The sequence below is a fragment of the Brucella thiophenivorans genome, from assembly GCF_002252445.1.
GTDB classification, from domain to species: Bacteria; Pseudomonadota; Alphaproteobacteria; order Rhizobiales; family Rhizobiaceae; genus Brucella; species Brucella thiophenivorans.
Map to the genome: position 1 here is coordinate 16,614 of NZ_NNRJ01000016.1, position 15,235 is coordinate 31,848.

Consider the following 15,235-nt stretch of genomic DNA (forward strand, 5'->3'; position numbering starts at 1 on the left):
TCGTTTTGTGAAATGCTATATTGCATCTCGAAAAGTGCGAAGCAATTTACTTCTCACTCCAAACAGCGAGTTCATTGCCAGCAGGGTCGGTGAAGTGAAAACGGCGACCGCCGGGAAATCCATAGATTGGCTTTACAACGGTTCCACCAGCTTCTGTCACAGCTTGCAGAGTTTGTTCGAGCTGAGCGGAATACAACACTGGCAGAGGTTTGCGCGTCGCTTCCGGATCGGCATCAAAGCCACCATCCAGACCTTCTGCAAAAGCAGAATAAGTCGGGCCATAATCCACAAAGGACCATCCAAAAGCGCGTGCATAAAAACTTTTTGCGGCATCCAGCGATCCATTGGGCGCAGGCATTTCAAGATAATCGAGCTTGCCGGTTATACGCATTATTAACTCCGTGCGTTCTATTTTTGTTCTTATTTTTGACCCGTTTTGCGATTGGAGTCAATATTGAGATGGAGCTTCGGACGAACTAATCGATTCTATTACGATCCTTTGTCTTTTTTGATTGGCAGGCGGCGGCATGATCGCATAAGCACGAAGATAGTTTCTGCAAACCTGTGGAAAACCACAGACTTTGCGGACCGTTATCTGCGCATGGGAGGCCAGAATGGCGAAGTGGGTGTACGCATTCGGTGATGGCAAGGCAGAAGGTGCTGCGAGCGATCGCAACCTTCTCGGCGGTAAAGGGGCTAATCTGGCTGAAATGAGCAGCCTTGGCCTGCCTGTGCCGCCCGGTTTTACGATCACCACCGAACTGTGCACTTCGTATTATGACAATGAGCGGTCCTATCCTGATGAGCTCGATCAGCAGGTGCAGAAAGCGCTGGAGCATGTCGCCCAACTGACCGGACGTAATTTTGGCGGCACTGACAAGCCGCTCTTGGTTTCGGTGCGCTCTGGCGCGCGCGCATCCATGCCCGGTATGATGGATACGGTTCTTAACCTCGGCCTCAATGATCAGACAGTGCAGGCCATTGCGAACGAAGCAGGCGACGAGCGTTTTGCCTATGACAGCTATCGCCGTTTTATCCAGATGTATTCCGATGTGGTTCTGGGTGTCGATCACGGTTTTTTTGAAGAAATTCTCGAAGACAAAAAGGCTGATTTGGGCGTCGAAGTCGATACGGCACTTGACGCTTCCGACTGGAAAGAAGTCATCGCTCTTTACAAGGCCAAGATTGAAGAAGAGCTTGGCGAGCCTTTTCCGCAAGATCCGCGTGAACAGCTTTGGGGTGCCATTGGTGCCGTTTTCTCAAGCTGGATGAATGCGCGTGCGATCACCTATCGCCGTCTGCACAACATTCCGGCGCAATGGGGCACGGCGGTCAATGTGCAGGCCATGGTCTTCGGCAATATGGGCGAAACCTCCGCAACGGGTGTGGCCTTCACCCGCAATCCATCGACCGGTGAAAAGAAGCTTTATGGCGAGTTTCTGGTCAATGCGCAGGGTGAAGATGTTGTGGCAGGCATTCGCACGCCACAGAATATCACCGAAGAAGCGCGGATTGCTGCTGGTTCTGACAAGCCTTCGCTTGAAAAAGTCATGCCGGATGCCTTTGCAGAATTTCTGAAAGTTGCCGACCAGCTTGAGCGTCATTATCGCGATATGCAGGATCTCGAATTCACCATCGAGCGCGGCAAGCTCTGGATGTTGCAAACCCGTTCGGGCAAGCGCACGGCGAAAGCAGCATTGAAAATGGCGGTCGAAATGGTCGAGGAGGGCCTGATCAGCGAAGAGGAAGCAGTCCTTCGGATTGATCCGGCAGCGCTTGATCAGCTTTTGCATCCAACCATTGATCCACGGGCCGAACGCATTGTGATCGGCCAAGGCTTGCCTGCTTCGCCGGGGGCTGCAACGGGTGAGATTGTGTTTTCATCCGAAGATGCAGAACAAGTCAAAGCGGAAGGGCGGAATGTCATTCTGGTGCGCATTGAAACAAGCCCTGAAGATATTCATGGCATGCATGCGGCAGAAGGCATTCTGACAACGCGCGGCGGCATGACGAGCCATGCCGCCGTTGTCGCGCGCGGTATGGGTAAGCCATGTGTGTCGGGTGCAGGTTCATTGCGTGTTGATTATCGCAACGGCATCATGCTGGCTGCTGGACAGAGTTTCAAGAAGGGCGACGTGATCACCGTTGATGGCAGCAATGGGCAAGTGCTCAAAGGCAAAGTAGACATGCTGCAGCCAGAACTTTCCGGTGATTTCGGTCATCTGATGCAATGGGCTGACAAGACGCGGCGCATGAAGGTACGTGCCAATGCGGAAACGCCTGCCGATGCACGCACGGCGCGTTCGTTTGGTGCTGAAGGCATTGGGCTTTGCCGCACCGAGCATATGTTCTTTGAGGGCGAGCGCATTATCGCGATGCGTGAAATGATCTTGGCCGACAAGGAAGACGGTCGCCGTGCGGCTCTGGCAAAGCTTCTTCCGATGCAGCGCTCTGATTTTGTCGAATTGTTCGAGATCATGAAAGGGCTTCCCGTCACGATCCGGATGCTTGATCCACCTTTGCACGAGTTCTTGCCGCGGACAGATGAAGAGGTTGCGGAAGTAGCAAGTGCTATGGGCGTAGACGCGGAAAAATTGCGTGAGCGCGCCGATAGCCTGCACGAGTTCAATCCGATGCTAGGCCATCGTGGTTGCCGGCTGGCTGTGTCCTATCCGGAAATTGCCGAAATGCAGGCACGCGCAATCTTTGAAGCAGCAGTTGAAGCAGGCAAAAAGACTGGCGAGCCGGTAGTTCCGGAAGTCATGGTGCCGTTGGTCAGCCTCAAGGCAGAGCTTGATTTCGTCAAGGCACGTATTAATGCGGTGGCAAAAGAGGTCATGAGCGAGGCAGGCGTTCAGATCGACTATATGGTCGGCACGATGATCGAATTGCCGCGTGCTGCACTTCGCGCTGCAGAAATCGCCGAGACTGCGGAGTTTTTCTCCTTTGGCACGAACGATCTGACGCAGACGACATTTGGCATCTCACGTGATGATGCAGCTCCGTTTCTTTCGACTTATCAGAGCCGTGGCGTGATCGAACAGGACCCGTTTGTATCGCTCGATCTTGATGGCGTTGGGGAGCTCATCCAGATCGCAGTCGAGCGTGGGCGCAAAACACGCGACCAGCTCAAGCTTGGCATTTGCGGCGAGCATGGCGGCGATCCGACTTCGATCGCTTTCTGCGAGAAAACCGGCCTTGATTATGTATCCTGTTCGCCGTTTCGTGTGCCGATTGCACGGCTGGCAGCGGCGCAGGCGGCAATCAGGAAAAAATGAATGCCATAATTCGGCTTTGGTTCTGGCGCTTGAATTGAGTAATTTAAGCACCAGAACTTTTTTATTGGGGCAGCTATGTTTCGTCAGTTGTTTACGGCGGGGGCCGTTATTGCTTACTTTAGCACTGTCGCCAGCGCTTATGATGCGCTGCCGCAGCAGGGCGTCCATGAGAAAATCAGCATTGTCGAACCGCAATTGCACATCACAAAAGGCGGTCCGGCCAAGCCGCAAGTGGCGCTGACGCTGGATGCCTGCATGGGGAAAACGGATCACCGTATTCTTGATGTGCTGGTTCAAAACCGCATCCCGGCGACCATCTTTGTGACAGCACGTTGGCTAAAGCAAAATGCAGAAGCTTTCGCCGTGATGAAAGCCCATCCCGATCTTTTCGACATTGAGAACCATGGCAATATGCATGTCCCGGCCATTACCAATGTGCCGACCGTGTATAATATTAAAACGGCGGGTTCATTGGATGCTGTTCGCTCTGAAATCAATGGCGGTGCAGAGACAATCACCAAGTCTGGTGCTGTAAAGCCGCTCTGGTATCGTGATGCCACAGCACGTTATTCAACCGACGCGGTGAAGCTTGCGGAAAGCATGGGCTACAAGATTGGCGGATATTCGCTGAATGGTGATCAGGGTGCATCTTTGCTGGCACCTGTTGTCGCAAAGCGCATTGCTGCGGCGCGCGATGGCGATGTCATTATTTCGCATATCAACCAGCCAAGCCGTTCGGCAGGCGAAGGTGTAGCCAAAGGCATTTTAGCGCTTCAGGCAAAAGGCATGACGTTTGTAAAGCTAAGAGATGTCGAGACAACCATGACGCTCAATCCCGTGCCCGCGCATAATCTGCATGCGGGCACAAAACAGGATAACTGAAACTTAAGCGTTATTCGCCGTTGAGCTGGTCTTTTGGCGTCAGGCTTTTCATGACCTCTGCATAATTGCGGCCCAGACTTACGAAAAGAGCATTTTCACCAGTGGGTGGAGCAACGGAAAGCGTTGTTCCATCATTTCCCAAAGTTACAAAAACAACCTGATCCTGCGGCTGGCCTTCAATGGCAATTGCGCCGATGCGCTGTGCAGTCGTTGTATCAAGTGCTGGCATGTTGAACAAAACTTCGCCGCCCACTCGTTCGGCCGCTTTGGCAAGAGCGGTGTCAAATCCTTCGATCAAAACGTCAATCGCACCGAGAGCAAATTCAAGCTCTACAGCCTCCAAGGTCATGACTTCCGGCTCGGCCTCTGCAAAGCTGGATGTGGCTGATAAATTGCCATTATGAAGGTTTCGATCCATGTCGTCCTTTCCGACGAATCCGATAAACGCCCCATATACGCGATCATGCGCTCCATTAGGAGTTGCTACAATGATTTTTATATTGATTTAGCTATATTTTTTCTGCTCACTTTTTATAACTGGACGAATTGACAGCTTAGCACAGCCTTTTTCTTTTGCGTTAAAGCAGCCTCTGTTATGCATTAAAGTGCATCCTGAAAAGCGTGAAACGGTTTTCGGACAAGATGCGTGTTAAAACAAATTGTTGCGATGCGCCGATCTGATTTAATTAGATCGAGCCGCGCTCTAGCTGCGGCTTTGAAACCTACTTGGGACTTGCATGAGGAAACTTCACTATCAGCGTCGACAGTCGCGTTCCGCAGTTTGGGCGTTGCGGTTCGGCATCTTTGCTTTTGTGCTGTCAGTCCTTGGCCTTGTTCTGCACAGGCTTGGCAAGCTTGAAACGCCTGACTTCGTTCTCATCGCAGCGTTTGGTGCGGTGCTTGCGATACTCGCGTTATTCTGTGCAGCTAAAGGGCTACGCAATCTCTGGCTGAACGGCGACAAAGGCGGCTCACGGTCCTTCTGGGGTGGGTTTCTGGCGCTCGCAGTTCTGCTGCCGTTTAGTTTTGTGGGGAACCTCTGGTATGGTTCACCCAGCATTTATGATGTAACAACTGATTTTGAAATACCGCCGCAATTCCCGTCGACAATGCCGCAGCGCTTGGCCGGGATGAACCCGCTTTCAGATGCCGTTCAGGGAAATATGCTGGGGCAAATGTCGGCTTATCCCGATGTGATGGGACGCCGTTATGAAGCTGCCCCCGACCGTGTGGCACAAGGTGTCGCAAACACGCTCAAAACCTTTGGCTGGACTCAAATCAGTCGCGACATTCCTCTATCCCAACAAAATGCTAGTCGGTTCGCTGTGACTGCCCATAGTCCAATTCTCGGGCTGAAAAGCGATGTGGTCATTCGGCTGCTCGATGAAGGGGAAACGACTTTCGTCGATATGCGGTCTTTGTCGCGCTATGGAACACGTGACATGGGGCTGAATGCGGCGTTTATCACCCAGTTTTTGACCGCCCTTGAGGGCGAGGTCAATAAAGCGCCTGCGGATGTTGAATAGTTACTTAGGCTGATAGATACCGTTGAGCGATGGATTGCCATCGGTAGTGATTTCACCGCGCCCCACAAGGTCTTCCAAATGCGCGAGAACCGACAAGGCGGCTGCTCCATGCAGGCGCGGATCGGTGTCGCGATAAATGGCCTTGACCATATCGGGGATGGTGCGATCCCCCTGCATAATCCGTTCGAGTATCGCTCGTTCACGCATCTTTCGATGTGCGCGCAAACCCCGCACGAAAGCGGCGGGCTTTGTCACAGCGCCACCATGGCCGGGTAGATGGACTTGATCATCGCGCTCAAGCAGCTTTTCAAGTGAAGCCATATAATCGCTCATCGAGCCATCTGGCGGTGCAACAATGGAGGTCGCCCAAGCCATGACATGGTCGGCGGAAAACAGCACCCCAGAACCGTCAAGTGCGAAAGCCATGTGGTTGGCAGTATGACCGGGTGTGTGAATGCCACGCAAAACCCAGCCGTCACCATCAATCCTTTCACCATCGGGTAAAGCGAGATCCGGAATGAAATCGGTGTCGGCACTGGCCTCAAGCATGTTCACTTCGCCGCTGTAATAGGGTCGGGCAGGGCGATGCGGCCCTTCCGCAACAACAAGCGCTTCTGTTTTTTCCTTTAGTCGCTTTGCAAGTGGCGAGTGATCGCGATGAGTGTGGCTCACAAAGATATGGCTGACCGGGCGACCGGCAATTGCCGCCAGAAGTGCTTGAAAGTGTGCTTCATCTTCCGGGCCGGGATCAATGATGGCAAGAGTTTCGCGTCCGATGATATAGCTATTGGTGCCATGAAACGTGAAAGCGCTCGGATTATTGACGGTAAGGCGCAAAATGTCTTTACTCAAGGCAACCGGAGTTCCATATTCAGGAGAGAAACTACCGTCGAAATCGATCGCCATCGAATGGTCCAATTCTTCTATGGTATTATTGCTAAGTAGAGCATCTCTAGCGAAAGTGCGAAGCGTCTACGCAGGGAAATCAATTTACCGGACTGATCTCTAATCCTGCTACGATGCATAGGATAATGCGTAAGGCAAAGAAAGAGAGCGGCTCTAACAATTCTATTTAACGAGAACCGCTTTAAAGTTTAAAGTTTCAAATGGATTATTTGGTTTTAGAAGCTGAAACGTCCAGTTTAAGGAGCAAGGCAAGAATGCAGAACAGATCCCGGGCGAAAGTCGCCACCGCATCGCTCGCCGCCAGCTATCTGCCCACGGGGCAATTGGCACGGGCCTTCTATTTTGTCTTACTCGCACTGATCGGCACCGCTGTGCTGACCATTTCCGCGAAGATCAAGGTTGATCTTCTCTATGTAAACTTGACGATGCAGACCTTCGCGCTCTTTGCGATTGCGGCGGTTTATGGATCGCGCCTCGCTGTCGCGACTGTGGCGCTATACCTGCTAGAAGGTGCACTTGGCATGCCGGTTTTCACCGGAACGCCTGAAAAGGGCATTGGCCTTGCCTATATGGTCGGCCCGACCGGCGGCTATCTACTTTCATATCTGGTTGCTGCGTGGATGATCGGTCGTGCAGCCGATAAGGGCCTTGCGCGCAATCCGTTGGCGCTTGGTGGCATTATGCTGCTTGCTGAACTCGTCGTGCTTGTCGTGGGGGCTGGCTGGATGGCTTATCTATTCGGCCTCGAAAAAGGAATTGCTTTTGGCTTCGGCGCTTTCATTGTCGGCGATCTGATTAAGCTTGCACTCGCAGCCTGTGGCGTTCCTGCCGTGAGCGCATTGTTTAGGCGTTGATCAACGCGCATTACTAATGGTTCTAAAAGGCCGGGTGGCAAACCTGGCCTTTTTCATGTGTTTGTTGAAACTGCTTTGCGATTGACAATTCAATGGATGCAACGCTTTGCTGTGCGACATGCATCTGGTTGGGGAGGATCGAGTGAAGTCTGAAGTGCTTGAAGTCGAGTTGTTGACGAAGGCGGGTTTTGCACCGTTTGGCGATGTGATTGAGGTGGAAGGCGCAGAACGTCGTCTCATCAACAATGGCACGACGGAACGATTTCACGATCTGGCCCGCGTGGAGGCAACCGGCACGGATGCGCGTGTTCTGATCAATATATTTCGCGGACAGTTTTTTGAAACGCCTATCGATATTTTGATGCTGGAACGGCATCCCTTTGGTTCGCAGGCTTTCATTCCTTTAAACGGTAGGCCGTTTCTGGTGGTAGTTGCGGAAGATAATGATGGCAAACCCGCCAGACCCCGTGCATTTCTGGCGCGCGGTGATCAGGGTGTCAATTACTGGCGCAATGTATGGCATCATCCGCTCGTCTCTCTCGAAGCAACATCCGATTTTCTTATTGTTGACCGCGCGGGCCAAGAGGATAATCTGCAAGAGTATTATCTACCTGACGTTACCTATCGTATAGACGTTTTACCGAGTTTAGAAACTCAACTCTGAGGATCATCATGGGCAAGCTATCAACACATGTTCTGGATACGGCTCATGGCAGCCCGGCGGCTGCAATGCGATTGGAGCTTTACAGGCTAGGCGCCTTGGGAAGCACCGAGCTGATCAAGCGCACCGTGACAAACCTTGATGGTCGCACGGATGAGCCATTGCTCAGTGGCAGTGAAATGCAGGAGGGCACTTACGAATTGCAGTTTCACGTCGCCGAATATTTCGAGGGACGGAACGCCGATCTTGCCAACCCACCGTTTCTTGACTTAATCCCAATCCGATTTGCGATTGCAGATGAAGACGGCAATTATCATGTGCCTCTGTTGGTCAGCCCCTGGTCTTATTCCACATATCGTGGAAGCTGACTTATCCCCCTTTGTCTAAGAGCGCTTAAGCTTCCCGCATGATCATCGCGAGGAGCTTTTCATGGATCAGACACCCAATCTTAAACTTCCCTACATCGCGCCCAGTCAGGCGCAGAAACATGTAACCCACAATGAGGCGCTACGATTGCTAGATGCAGTCGTTCATTTAAGCGTGAAATCGCGTGCGCAGATCGGTGCGCCTGCAACACCCTTATCCGGTGAACGATATATCGTTGCCGCTTCCGCCAACGGGCTTTGGGCTGGCAAGGTCGGTATGATTGCTTTCTTCGTTGATGGCGGCTGGTCTTTTATAGCCGTGGCAAAAGGCTGGTTGGCCTATGTTGAAGACGAAGGGAAACTGCTGGTATTCGATGGCACGCAGTGGGACAGCACAAGTTCCATTCCTGAAAGCCTATCGCTTTCGATGCTTGGTATTCATGCGACGGCAGACGTGATCAACCGCTTCTCTGTCTCTTCACAGGCGAGTCTTTTCAACAATGCGGGTGCCGGGCATCAGATAAAGGTCAATAAAAGTGCGGCCACCGACACGGCAAGCCTGCTGTTCCAGTCGAACTGGACCGGACATGCCGAGATGGGCCTCAATGGCGACAATAACTTCAGCATCAAAGTTGGCGATGATGTTGGCAATTGGCGTGTGGCTGTGAACGTTGATCGCGTAACCGGCAATGTTGCAGTTGGCTCGTTGGCCCCGACAGCTCGGCTTCATGTTGATGGGCCTATCCGTCCCGCATCTTATGCAGTGTTTAGTCTGCCATCGGCTTCTCAACAGGGAGCGGGGGCTATTGCTTATGTGAACAATTCAAGCGGTGGTGCGCAAATGGCTTATTCGGATGGAACTGTCTGGCGCAGTATAAGAACAGGCACAATGATTATCTAAGTGTTCAGATAGAACACATATTGATCTGAAAGATTCATCATCCTCACTTCAGTTCGGGAGAGCATGCTTTAGATTTGGTGCGGTGGTTTTGCAGGCCTATCTGGCTTGACTTCAGCTTTTTCGTTCTGTGACGTCAGATAGTTTTGATCCATGGCGATGCTGTAGCTATCTGAGCTTATCACCCCCTGGTTTCGCGCGCGTTCTTTGGGGTGATGCCATAATGTTTCTTGAACGTTTTGGTAAATTGACTGGCGTCAGGAAAGCCGCAATGATAGGTAATTTCCTTGAGAGAAGGTTGCTTTCCCTGTGTTTCGATAAGAAGCCGGTATGCAAGTCTCAGCCGCTTGTCGCGAATGACTTTTGCCACTCCGCCATCTGGTTCGAAAGACCGATAAAGATGTGACCGTGAGACATTAAAGTGCTGCTGGATAGACCGTGGTTTAAGTTGGGGATCGGTCAGGTTATCATCAATGTAGGCTAGAATTCGATGCCGCATTTTTGGATTTATTGCCAAATTTTTCCCGAAACTTTGTTTCGAGCCGTTAATGCATGAAGTGAGAAGAATGAGCATTGCATCTTTGGCAGCAATAGTTTCAGTGGCGTTGAGCTTCGCACTGATCTCAACCATCTCTTTTACGTAATTAAATAGTAAACATGTCGTTGGCGCTCGCGACTTAAGCACTGTTCCATGTAAATTTCGCCAACCTGTCAGCTTTTCCAGATCATATCTCGGGATGATAACTGAGATGCAGGTATCTTTCTCCAAGGTACTTGAAGACAAATGTGACAGATCGACAATGACGATATCGCCGGGATGAACAAAAACATCCGTACCGTTAAAATTTCCGCGTAAGGTTCCTGTCAGAATTGTCTGGAGAACATAATGGTCAAATCCACTATGCAAAATGAGTCTTTTGTTGCGTTCGCGATTTTGCTTATTGGGGACTGTGCTGTCGACGGGCAGGGATCCCATCATTCGAGAATGCTGGGTTGTGTGAAGCCCCTTCGACAAATCGTGACTGTGATGAATGCATGTGTGGAAATCGACGACGCTCGTCGATAAGCAGAGCTCTTTTCCCATCTCAATCCAATTGGACCTTAATCATATTGTTTAGAAAAAAGTGAAATCGTAGTTTTCGCGTTTAAAGCGACCTTTCAAAATATATAAACCAAAATATTGATTCGCTACCAAAATATATATCTATTTAATATAATATGTATTTTCTATTTAACTAAATAATTATAATTTAATGTTTGATTGTATTTAGTACAAATTTACTTTGTATAATAAAAATTCTTTTATTTACTTATTAAATATCAAATATTCAGCGGATAAGAAGCTGGTATAGGGGCCGATTTCTCATCCGCTGCCGTGCGCGAAACTAGAGGCAGAATAGAAGGTTTGGGTAGAAGTTTGTCAACTACGGGCAGTGGGCAATTCAATAGGGACTGTCGACTTTGCCCATTTCGACATAGACAGTTTTGATCTGGCTATAATGGGTCAATGCCGCAATACCGTTTTCACGACCGATGCCAGACTGTTTGTAGCCACCAAACGGCACTTCGACGGGAGTGAGGTTATATGCATTGATCCAGCATGTGCCGGCCTTGATCTGGCCAATCACCCGGTGCCCTCGCGCAATGTCTGCCGTGAATACACCTGCCGCCAAACCAAACTCGCTATTATTCGCTCGAGCGATCACTTCCTCTTCGTCCGAAAACTCCAGAATGCTCATGACAGGGCCAAAGATTTCTTCACGTGCAATGGTCATATTATCTGTGACATTTGTGAAGACTGTTGGTTCAATGAAGCATCCTTTGTCAAAGCCCTGAAGCTTTGGAATTCCACCACCGCAAGCTAATGTTGCGCCTTCTGCTTTGCCCTTTTCAATATAGGACAAAACCTTTTCACGCTGTGCGGCATTGATGAGTGGACCCATTTGTGTTGCTTCATCCATTGGATCGCCAATACGGATTTTACGCGTGCGCTCAACAAGGCGTTCGACAAATATCTCCCGAACGTTTTTGTGCACGAAGACACGCGTGCCGTTGGAGCAGACCTGTCCTGTCGAATAGAAATTGCCAACCATCGCACCGCCAATGGCACTATCAAGGTCGGCATCGTCAAAAACGATGATCGGCGACTTGCCGCCAAGTTCCATGGTGACATGCTTGAGGTGTTCGCCAGCCTGCGACATGATCTTTTTACCGGTCGGAACCGATCCTGTTAGCGAAACCTTGGCCGTGAGGCGATGATTAACAAGTGCTGCACCAACATCGCCGAACCCTTGAACGACGTTGAACAACCCGTCTGGAAGGCCAGCTTCCTTATAGGCTTCCGCCAAAGCCAGCGCTGAAAGCGGCGTATTTTCCGATGGCTTGAATATGAAGGCATTGCCCATGGCGAGCGCTGGCGCAGACTTCCATACCGCGATCTGGATTGGATAGTTCCATGCTCCGATGCCAACGCAAATGCCAAGCGCCTCGCGACGCGTATAGGCAAACGAGCCACCAAGCTCTACGAATTCACCATTGAAGCCCGAAATAATGCCGCCAAAAAACTCGAGTGCGTCGGCTGCGGATGCTGCATCCGCAACAAGTGTTTCCTGCAACGCCTTGCCGGTGTCGAGCGTCTCAAGCTTGGAGAGCTTTTTGTTTTTATCGCGCAGAATTTCGGCCGTGCGGCGGAGAATACGGCCGCGTTCTACCGGTTTTAAAGCTGCCCATTCGCCCTGTGCCTTAAGCGCTGCTGCATAAGCTGCTTCAATAACATCGGGTGTTGCCGAATAGAGTTTTGCAATTTCGTCGCCCGTTGCCGGATAGAGAACAGGGAGCGGCTTGCCTGCCTTGTCTTCCACGAATGCACCACCGATGAAATGGGAGGCTTTGGGTTGAGCTTTCATTCTGTTCTCCTCGAAATTCATGAGAGTGCATCCCGAATTGTATGAAACTGTTGTCGGGATGCGTTCTAAAACAAATAGTTGAGACGCGTTTAGCGATCAGATACTTCCCAGCGTGGATTGATCCATGGTTCTTGATTGGATCGCGTCAACGGAGTACGGCCCAGAATATGATCAGATGCCTTTTCGCCGGTCATGATCGACGGGCCGTTGAGATTGCCGTTTGTGATGCGCGGGAAAATGGATGAATCCGCAACCCGCAATCCTTCGACGCCAATAACCCGGCATTCTGGATCAACCACTGCCATTGGATCGTCAACTGATCCCATTTTGCAAGTTCCGCAAGGGTGGAATGCACTTTCAACATGTTCACGGATAAAGTTGTCGATCTCGTCATCTGACTGCACATTCGCGCCGGGCTGGATTTCCGCGCCACGATAGGGGGCGAATGCGTCCTGTCCGAAAACTTCGCGCGTCAGGCGCACACAATGACGGAAGTCTGACCAGTCATCCTCGTGCGACATATAATTGAATTTTATGACAGGCTTGTCACGGGGATTGGCCGAGCGCAGCGTCACGCTTCCACGTGATTTGGAGCGCATCGGACCGACATGCGCCTGAAAACCATGCGATTGCGCTGCAGCTTTTCCGTCATAGCGGATGGCAACTGGCAGAAAATGATATTGAATATCTGGATACTCGACGCCTGCTTTCGAACGAACAAAGGCTGCGGATTCAAAATGGTTTGTGGCACCATCACCCGTTTTGAAGAACAACCATTCCGCTCCGATCTTGGCCTTCGAAAATAGGTTCAGCTTTGAATAGAGCGTGATCGGCTGCGTGCACTCCTGCTGGATGTAGACCTCCAGATGATCCTGTAGGTTTTGCCCTACGCCGGGGCGATCAGCAACAACCTCAATGCCGTGTTGTTTAAGCTGGTCAGCAGGGCCGATGCCTGAAAGCATAAGCAGCTTCGGCGAATTGATGGATGATGCTGCGATGATGACTTCGCGCCGCGCACGAATTGTTGAAAACGAGCGGCCAGCCTCAATCTCAACACCCACGACGCGCTTGCCATCTAGCACGATCTTGCGCGCCAGCCCTTTGACTATTTTCACATTGGGACGCTTGAGCGCAGGTTTCAGATAGGCATTGGCGGCAGACCAGCGGCGTCCATTATGGATTGTCTGCTCCATCGGACCAAAGCCTTCCTGCTTCTCGCCATTGTAGTCGTCTGTGACTTCAAATCCAGCCTGCTGACCAGCATCGACAAAGGCTTTAAACAGCGGATTATCGCGTCGGCCACGTTGGATATGCATCGGTCCATTGGTACCGCGCCAGCCATTCTGCCCACCATGTGAATTTTCCATTCGCTTAAAGTAAGGCAGCACATCGGCAAAAGACCAGCCCTGCGCACCACTTTCCGACCAGTGATCGTAATCGCGTGCGTGGCCGCGAACATACACCATGCCATTGATCGAAGATGAACCACCAACCACCTTGCCGCGTGGCGTAACCAGACTGCGTCCGCCAATATGGGGTTCAGGTTCTGTCGAAAAGCCCCAGTCATAGGTTTCCATATTCATGGGAAAAGAGAGGGCGGCGGGCATCTGGATCAGCGGCCCAATGTCTGGACCGCCATACTCAATGACAATAACAGAATGTTGGCCATCTTCCGACAAGCGATAAGCCATAGCCGAACCGGCAGAACCTGAGCCGATGATAACGAAATCTGCTTCCATTTTATTTTCCCGCCGATAGCTGAACAGCGATGTAATCTTTAACCAGCGCAATTGCTGATGCTGCATTTGGTGAGTCGGCCCCCAATGCATGCCGGATATAAAGTCCATCAATCAGCGCACCCGCACCTTCGGCAATGCGGACCGCTCGCTTGTGGCTGGTGATTTGTTCAAGTGCAAAAACCAGATTGGAATGCAGGCGACGCGCATAAATGCGTAAAAGCCGCCTGGTATCATCCGACTGTTGTGCATGAACGTAGAATGTAAGCCAGGCAGTGATTGTTTCCTGCGCAAATTGTGACGCAGAAAAATTGACAGCGATGATTGCTGCAATACGCTGATGTGGGGATTCCGCGAGCTTTATTGCGGCGTTCAGGTCATTGCCAAGTTCGCGCAACAGATGACGCATGGTGGCGAGGATAAGCTTGTCCTTGCCACCAAAATAATGATGCGCAAGCGCTGGTGAAACACCCGCTTCGTGCGCAATCTGCGCAACGGTAACATCGAGTGAACCGCGCTGTCCGATTGTACGGATCGTGGCATCGATCAACTCGCGCCGCCGTAAAGGTTCCATTCCGATTTTGGGCATCATCATCATCCCGTATTAAAATCCATTGAACGCATTTTAACTTTGATTGACTGTTCAATCAATAAAAACATGGCTGAAAAAAGCCCAGCGATTTTGTCTGGCTTTAATTAGCTGAGGTCGGAACAGCAGACTTGCAGACGCTAGGCGCTCTGCATACATTCTGTGAATGAGCAGAGCTTTCACCAAAGAAGAGGACGACGCGCCGACCGATCTCGGTGAACGTCCCGTCAGCCCGCATCGCAATCTCGTCACGCGTGAGGGTTTGAAGATGATTGAAGAAGAACTGGCCAAGCTCGCCCGCGAACTGGCTGAAGCCAATGTCGCGGGCGAGCGCTCCACTATTGCGCGTCTTTCGCGTGATCTTCGGTATTGGACGGCGCGACGTGAAACGGCGGAACTATCCGTGCCTGAGCCTGACAGTGATGTCGTGCGTTTTGGTATGACGGTTGAGCTTGAAAATCTCGACGAAGGCGGAACACGGACATGGACTATCGTCGGCGAAGACGAGGCCGATCCTGCCAATGGTAAAATATCTCACGTTGCACCCGTGGCGATCATGCTTTTCGGCAAACCAGTGGGCGATGTGCTGAAGATCAACGGCAGGGATTGGGAGATTGTGGCCGCATCAGTGTGA

General features: G+C 51.3%; 15 protein-coding genes. 8 read left to right on the forward strand and 7 right to left on the reverse strand.

Translation table 11 applies throughout. The features are described from left to right. Positions 1-46: 46 nt before the first annotated feature. Positions 47-391 carry a VOC family protein gene (locus CEV31_RS08295; protein WP_094506599.1) on the reverse strand — a complete coding sequence of 115 codons (345 nt, stop codon included), beginning with the start codon at positions 389-391 and terminating at the stop codon, positions 47-49. Positions 392-614: 223 nt separating this feature from the next. Between CEV31_RS08295 and ppdK the strand changes: the two genes are divergently transcribed. Together ppdK and CEV31_RS08305 are read left to right on the forward strand one after the other, a co-directional pair. Further along, complete coding sequence (ppdK, locus tag CEV31_RS08300; protein ID WP_094506600.1) at positions 615-3,278, forward strand: pyruvate, phosphate dikinase; 2,664 nt, start codon at positions 615-617, stop codon at positions 3,276-3,278. A gap of 75 nt (positions 3,279-3,353) precedes the next feature. Further along, entirely contained in the window at positions 3,354-4,160 is an 807-nt protein-coding gene (locus CEV31_RS08305) for a polysaccharide deacetylase family protein (protein ID WP_094506601.1), read from the forward strand. A gap of 10 nt (positions 4,161-4,170) precedes the next feature. On the opposite strand, the gene CEV31_RS08310 is transcribed toward CEV31_RS08305, so the two are convergent. Then, a complete protein-coding gene (locus CEV31_RS08310) occupies positions 4,171-4,578 on the reverse strand; it encodes a hypothetical protein (protein WP_094506602.1) in 408 nt (135 codons plus the stop codon). A gap of 319 nt (positions 4,579-4,897) precedes the next feature. Between CEV31_RS08310 and CEV31_RS08315 the strand changes: the two genes are divergently transcribed. Next, a complete protein-coding gene (locus CEV31_RS08315) occupies positions 4,898-5,686 on the forward strand; it encodes a DUF1499 domain-containing protein (RefSeq protein ID WP_094506603.1) in 789 nt (262 codons plus the stop codon). On the opposite strand, the gene CEV31_RS08320 is transcribed toward CEV31_RS08315, so the two are convergent. Next, the gene (locus CEV31_RS08320; RefSeq protein ID WP_094506604.1) at positions 5,687-6,592 is read right to left on the reverse strand and encodes an MBL fold metallo-hydrolase; all 906 of its coding nucleotides are present in this window, start codon (positions 6,590-6,592) and stop codon (positions 5,687-5,689) included. 254 nt (positions 6,593-6,846) lie between these two features. Here CEV31_RS08320 and CEV31_RS08325 point away from each other — a divergent pair, with 254 nt between their 5' ends. The 4 genes from CEV31_RS08325 (at position 6,847) to CEV31_RS08340 (ending at position 9,373) form a co-directional block, all read left to right on the forward strand. Continuing rightward, positions 6,847-7,446, forward strand: a complete 600-nt coding sequence (locus tag CEV31_RS08325; protein WP_094506680.1) for a biotin transporter BioY — start codon at positions 6,847-6,849, stop codon at positions 7,444-7,446. A gap of 142 nt (positions 7,447-7,588) precedes the next feature. Next, the gene (locus CEV31_RS08330) at positions 7,589-8,110 is read left to right on the forward strand and encodes an ureidoglycolate lyase (RefSeq protein WP_094506681.1); all 522 of its coding nucleotides are present in this window, start codon (positions 7,589-7,591) and stop codon (positions 8,108-8,110) included. 8 nt (positions 8,111-8,118) lie between these two features. Beyond that, positions 8,119-8,475 (forward strand): hydroxyisourate hydrolase, encoded by a 357-nt coding sequence (uraH, locus tag CEV31_RS08335; RefSeq protein ID WP_094506605.1) that lies wholly within the window; start codon positions 8,119-8,121, stop codon positions 8,473-8,475. Positions 8,476-8,536: 61 nt separating this feature from the next. Next, entirely contained in the window at positions 8,537-9,373 is an 837-nt protein-coding gene (locus CEV31_RS08340; protein ID WP_094506606.1) for a DUF2793 domain-containing protein, read from the forward strand. Positions 9,374-9,551: 178 nt separating this feature from the next. Here the strand turns inward: CEV31_RS08340 and CEV31_RS08345 are convergent, their stop codons facing one another. The 4 genes from CEV31_RS08345 to betI all read right to left on the reverse strand — a co-directional run bounded on the left by CEV31_RS08345 (position 9,552) and on the right by betI (position 14,601). Beyond that, complete coding sequence (locus CEV31_RS08345) at positions 9,552-10,349, reverse strand: helix-turn-helix domain-containing protein (RefSeq protein WP_169717318.1); 798 nt, start codon at positions 10,347-10,349, stop codon at positions 9,552-9,554. 463 nt (positions 10,350-10,812) lie between these two features. Further along, positions 10,813-12,276: a betaine-aldehyde dehydrogenase gene (betB, locus tag CEV31_RS08350; protein WP_094506608.1), complete on the reverse strand. Its 1,464-nt coding sequence runs from the start codon at positions 12,274-12,276 to the stop codon at positions 10,813-10,815. Positions 12,277-12,365: 89 nt separating this feature from the next. Beyond that, positions 12,366-14,015, reverse strand: a complete 1,650-nt coding sequence (betA, locus tag CEV31_RS08355) for a choline dehydrogenase (protein ID WP_094506609.1) — start codon at positions 14,013-14,015, stop codon at positions 12,366-12,368. 1 nt (position 14,016) lies between these two features. Further along, the gene (betI, locus tag CEV31_RS08360) at positions 14,017-14,601 is read right to left on the reverse strand and encodes a transcriptional regulator BetI (RefSeq protein ID WP_094506682.1); all 585 of its coding nucleotides are present in this window, start codon (positions 14,599-14,601) and stop codon (positions 14,017-14,019) included. 166 nt (positions 14,602-14,767) lie between these two features. On the opposite strand from betI, the gene CEV31_RS08365 reads away from it, so the two are divergent. Beyond that, positions 14,768-15,235: a GreA/GreB family elongation factor gene (locus CEV31_RS08365; RefSeq protein ID WP_094506610.1), complete on the forward strand. Its 468-nt coding sequence runs from the start codon at positions 14,768-14,770 to the stop codon at positions 15,233-15,235.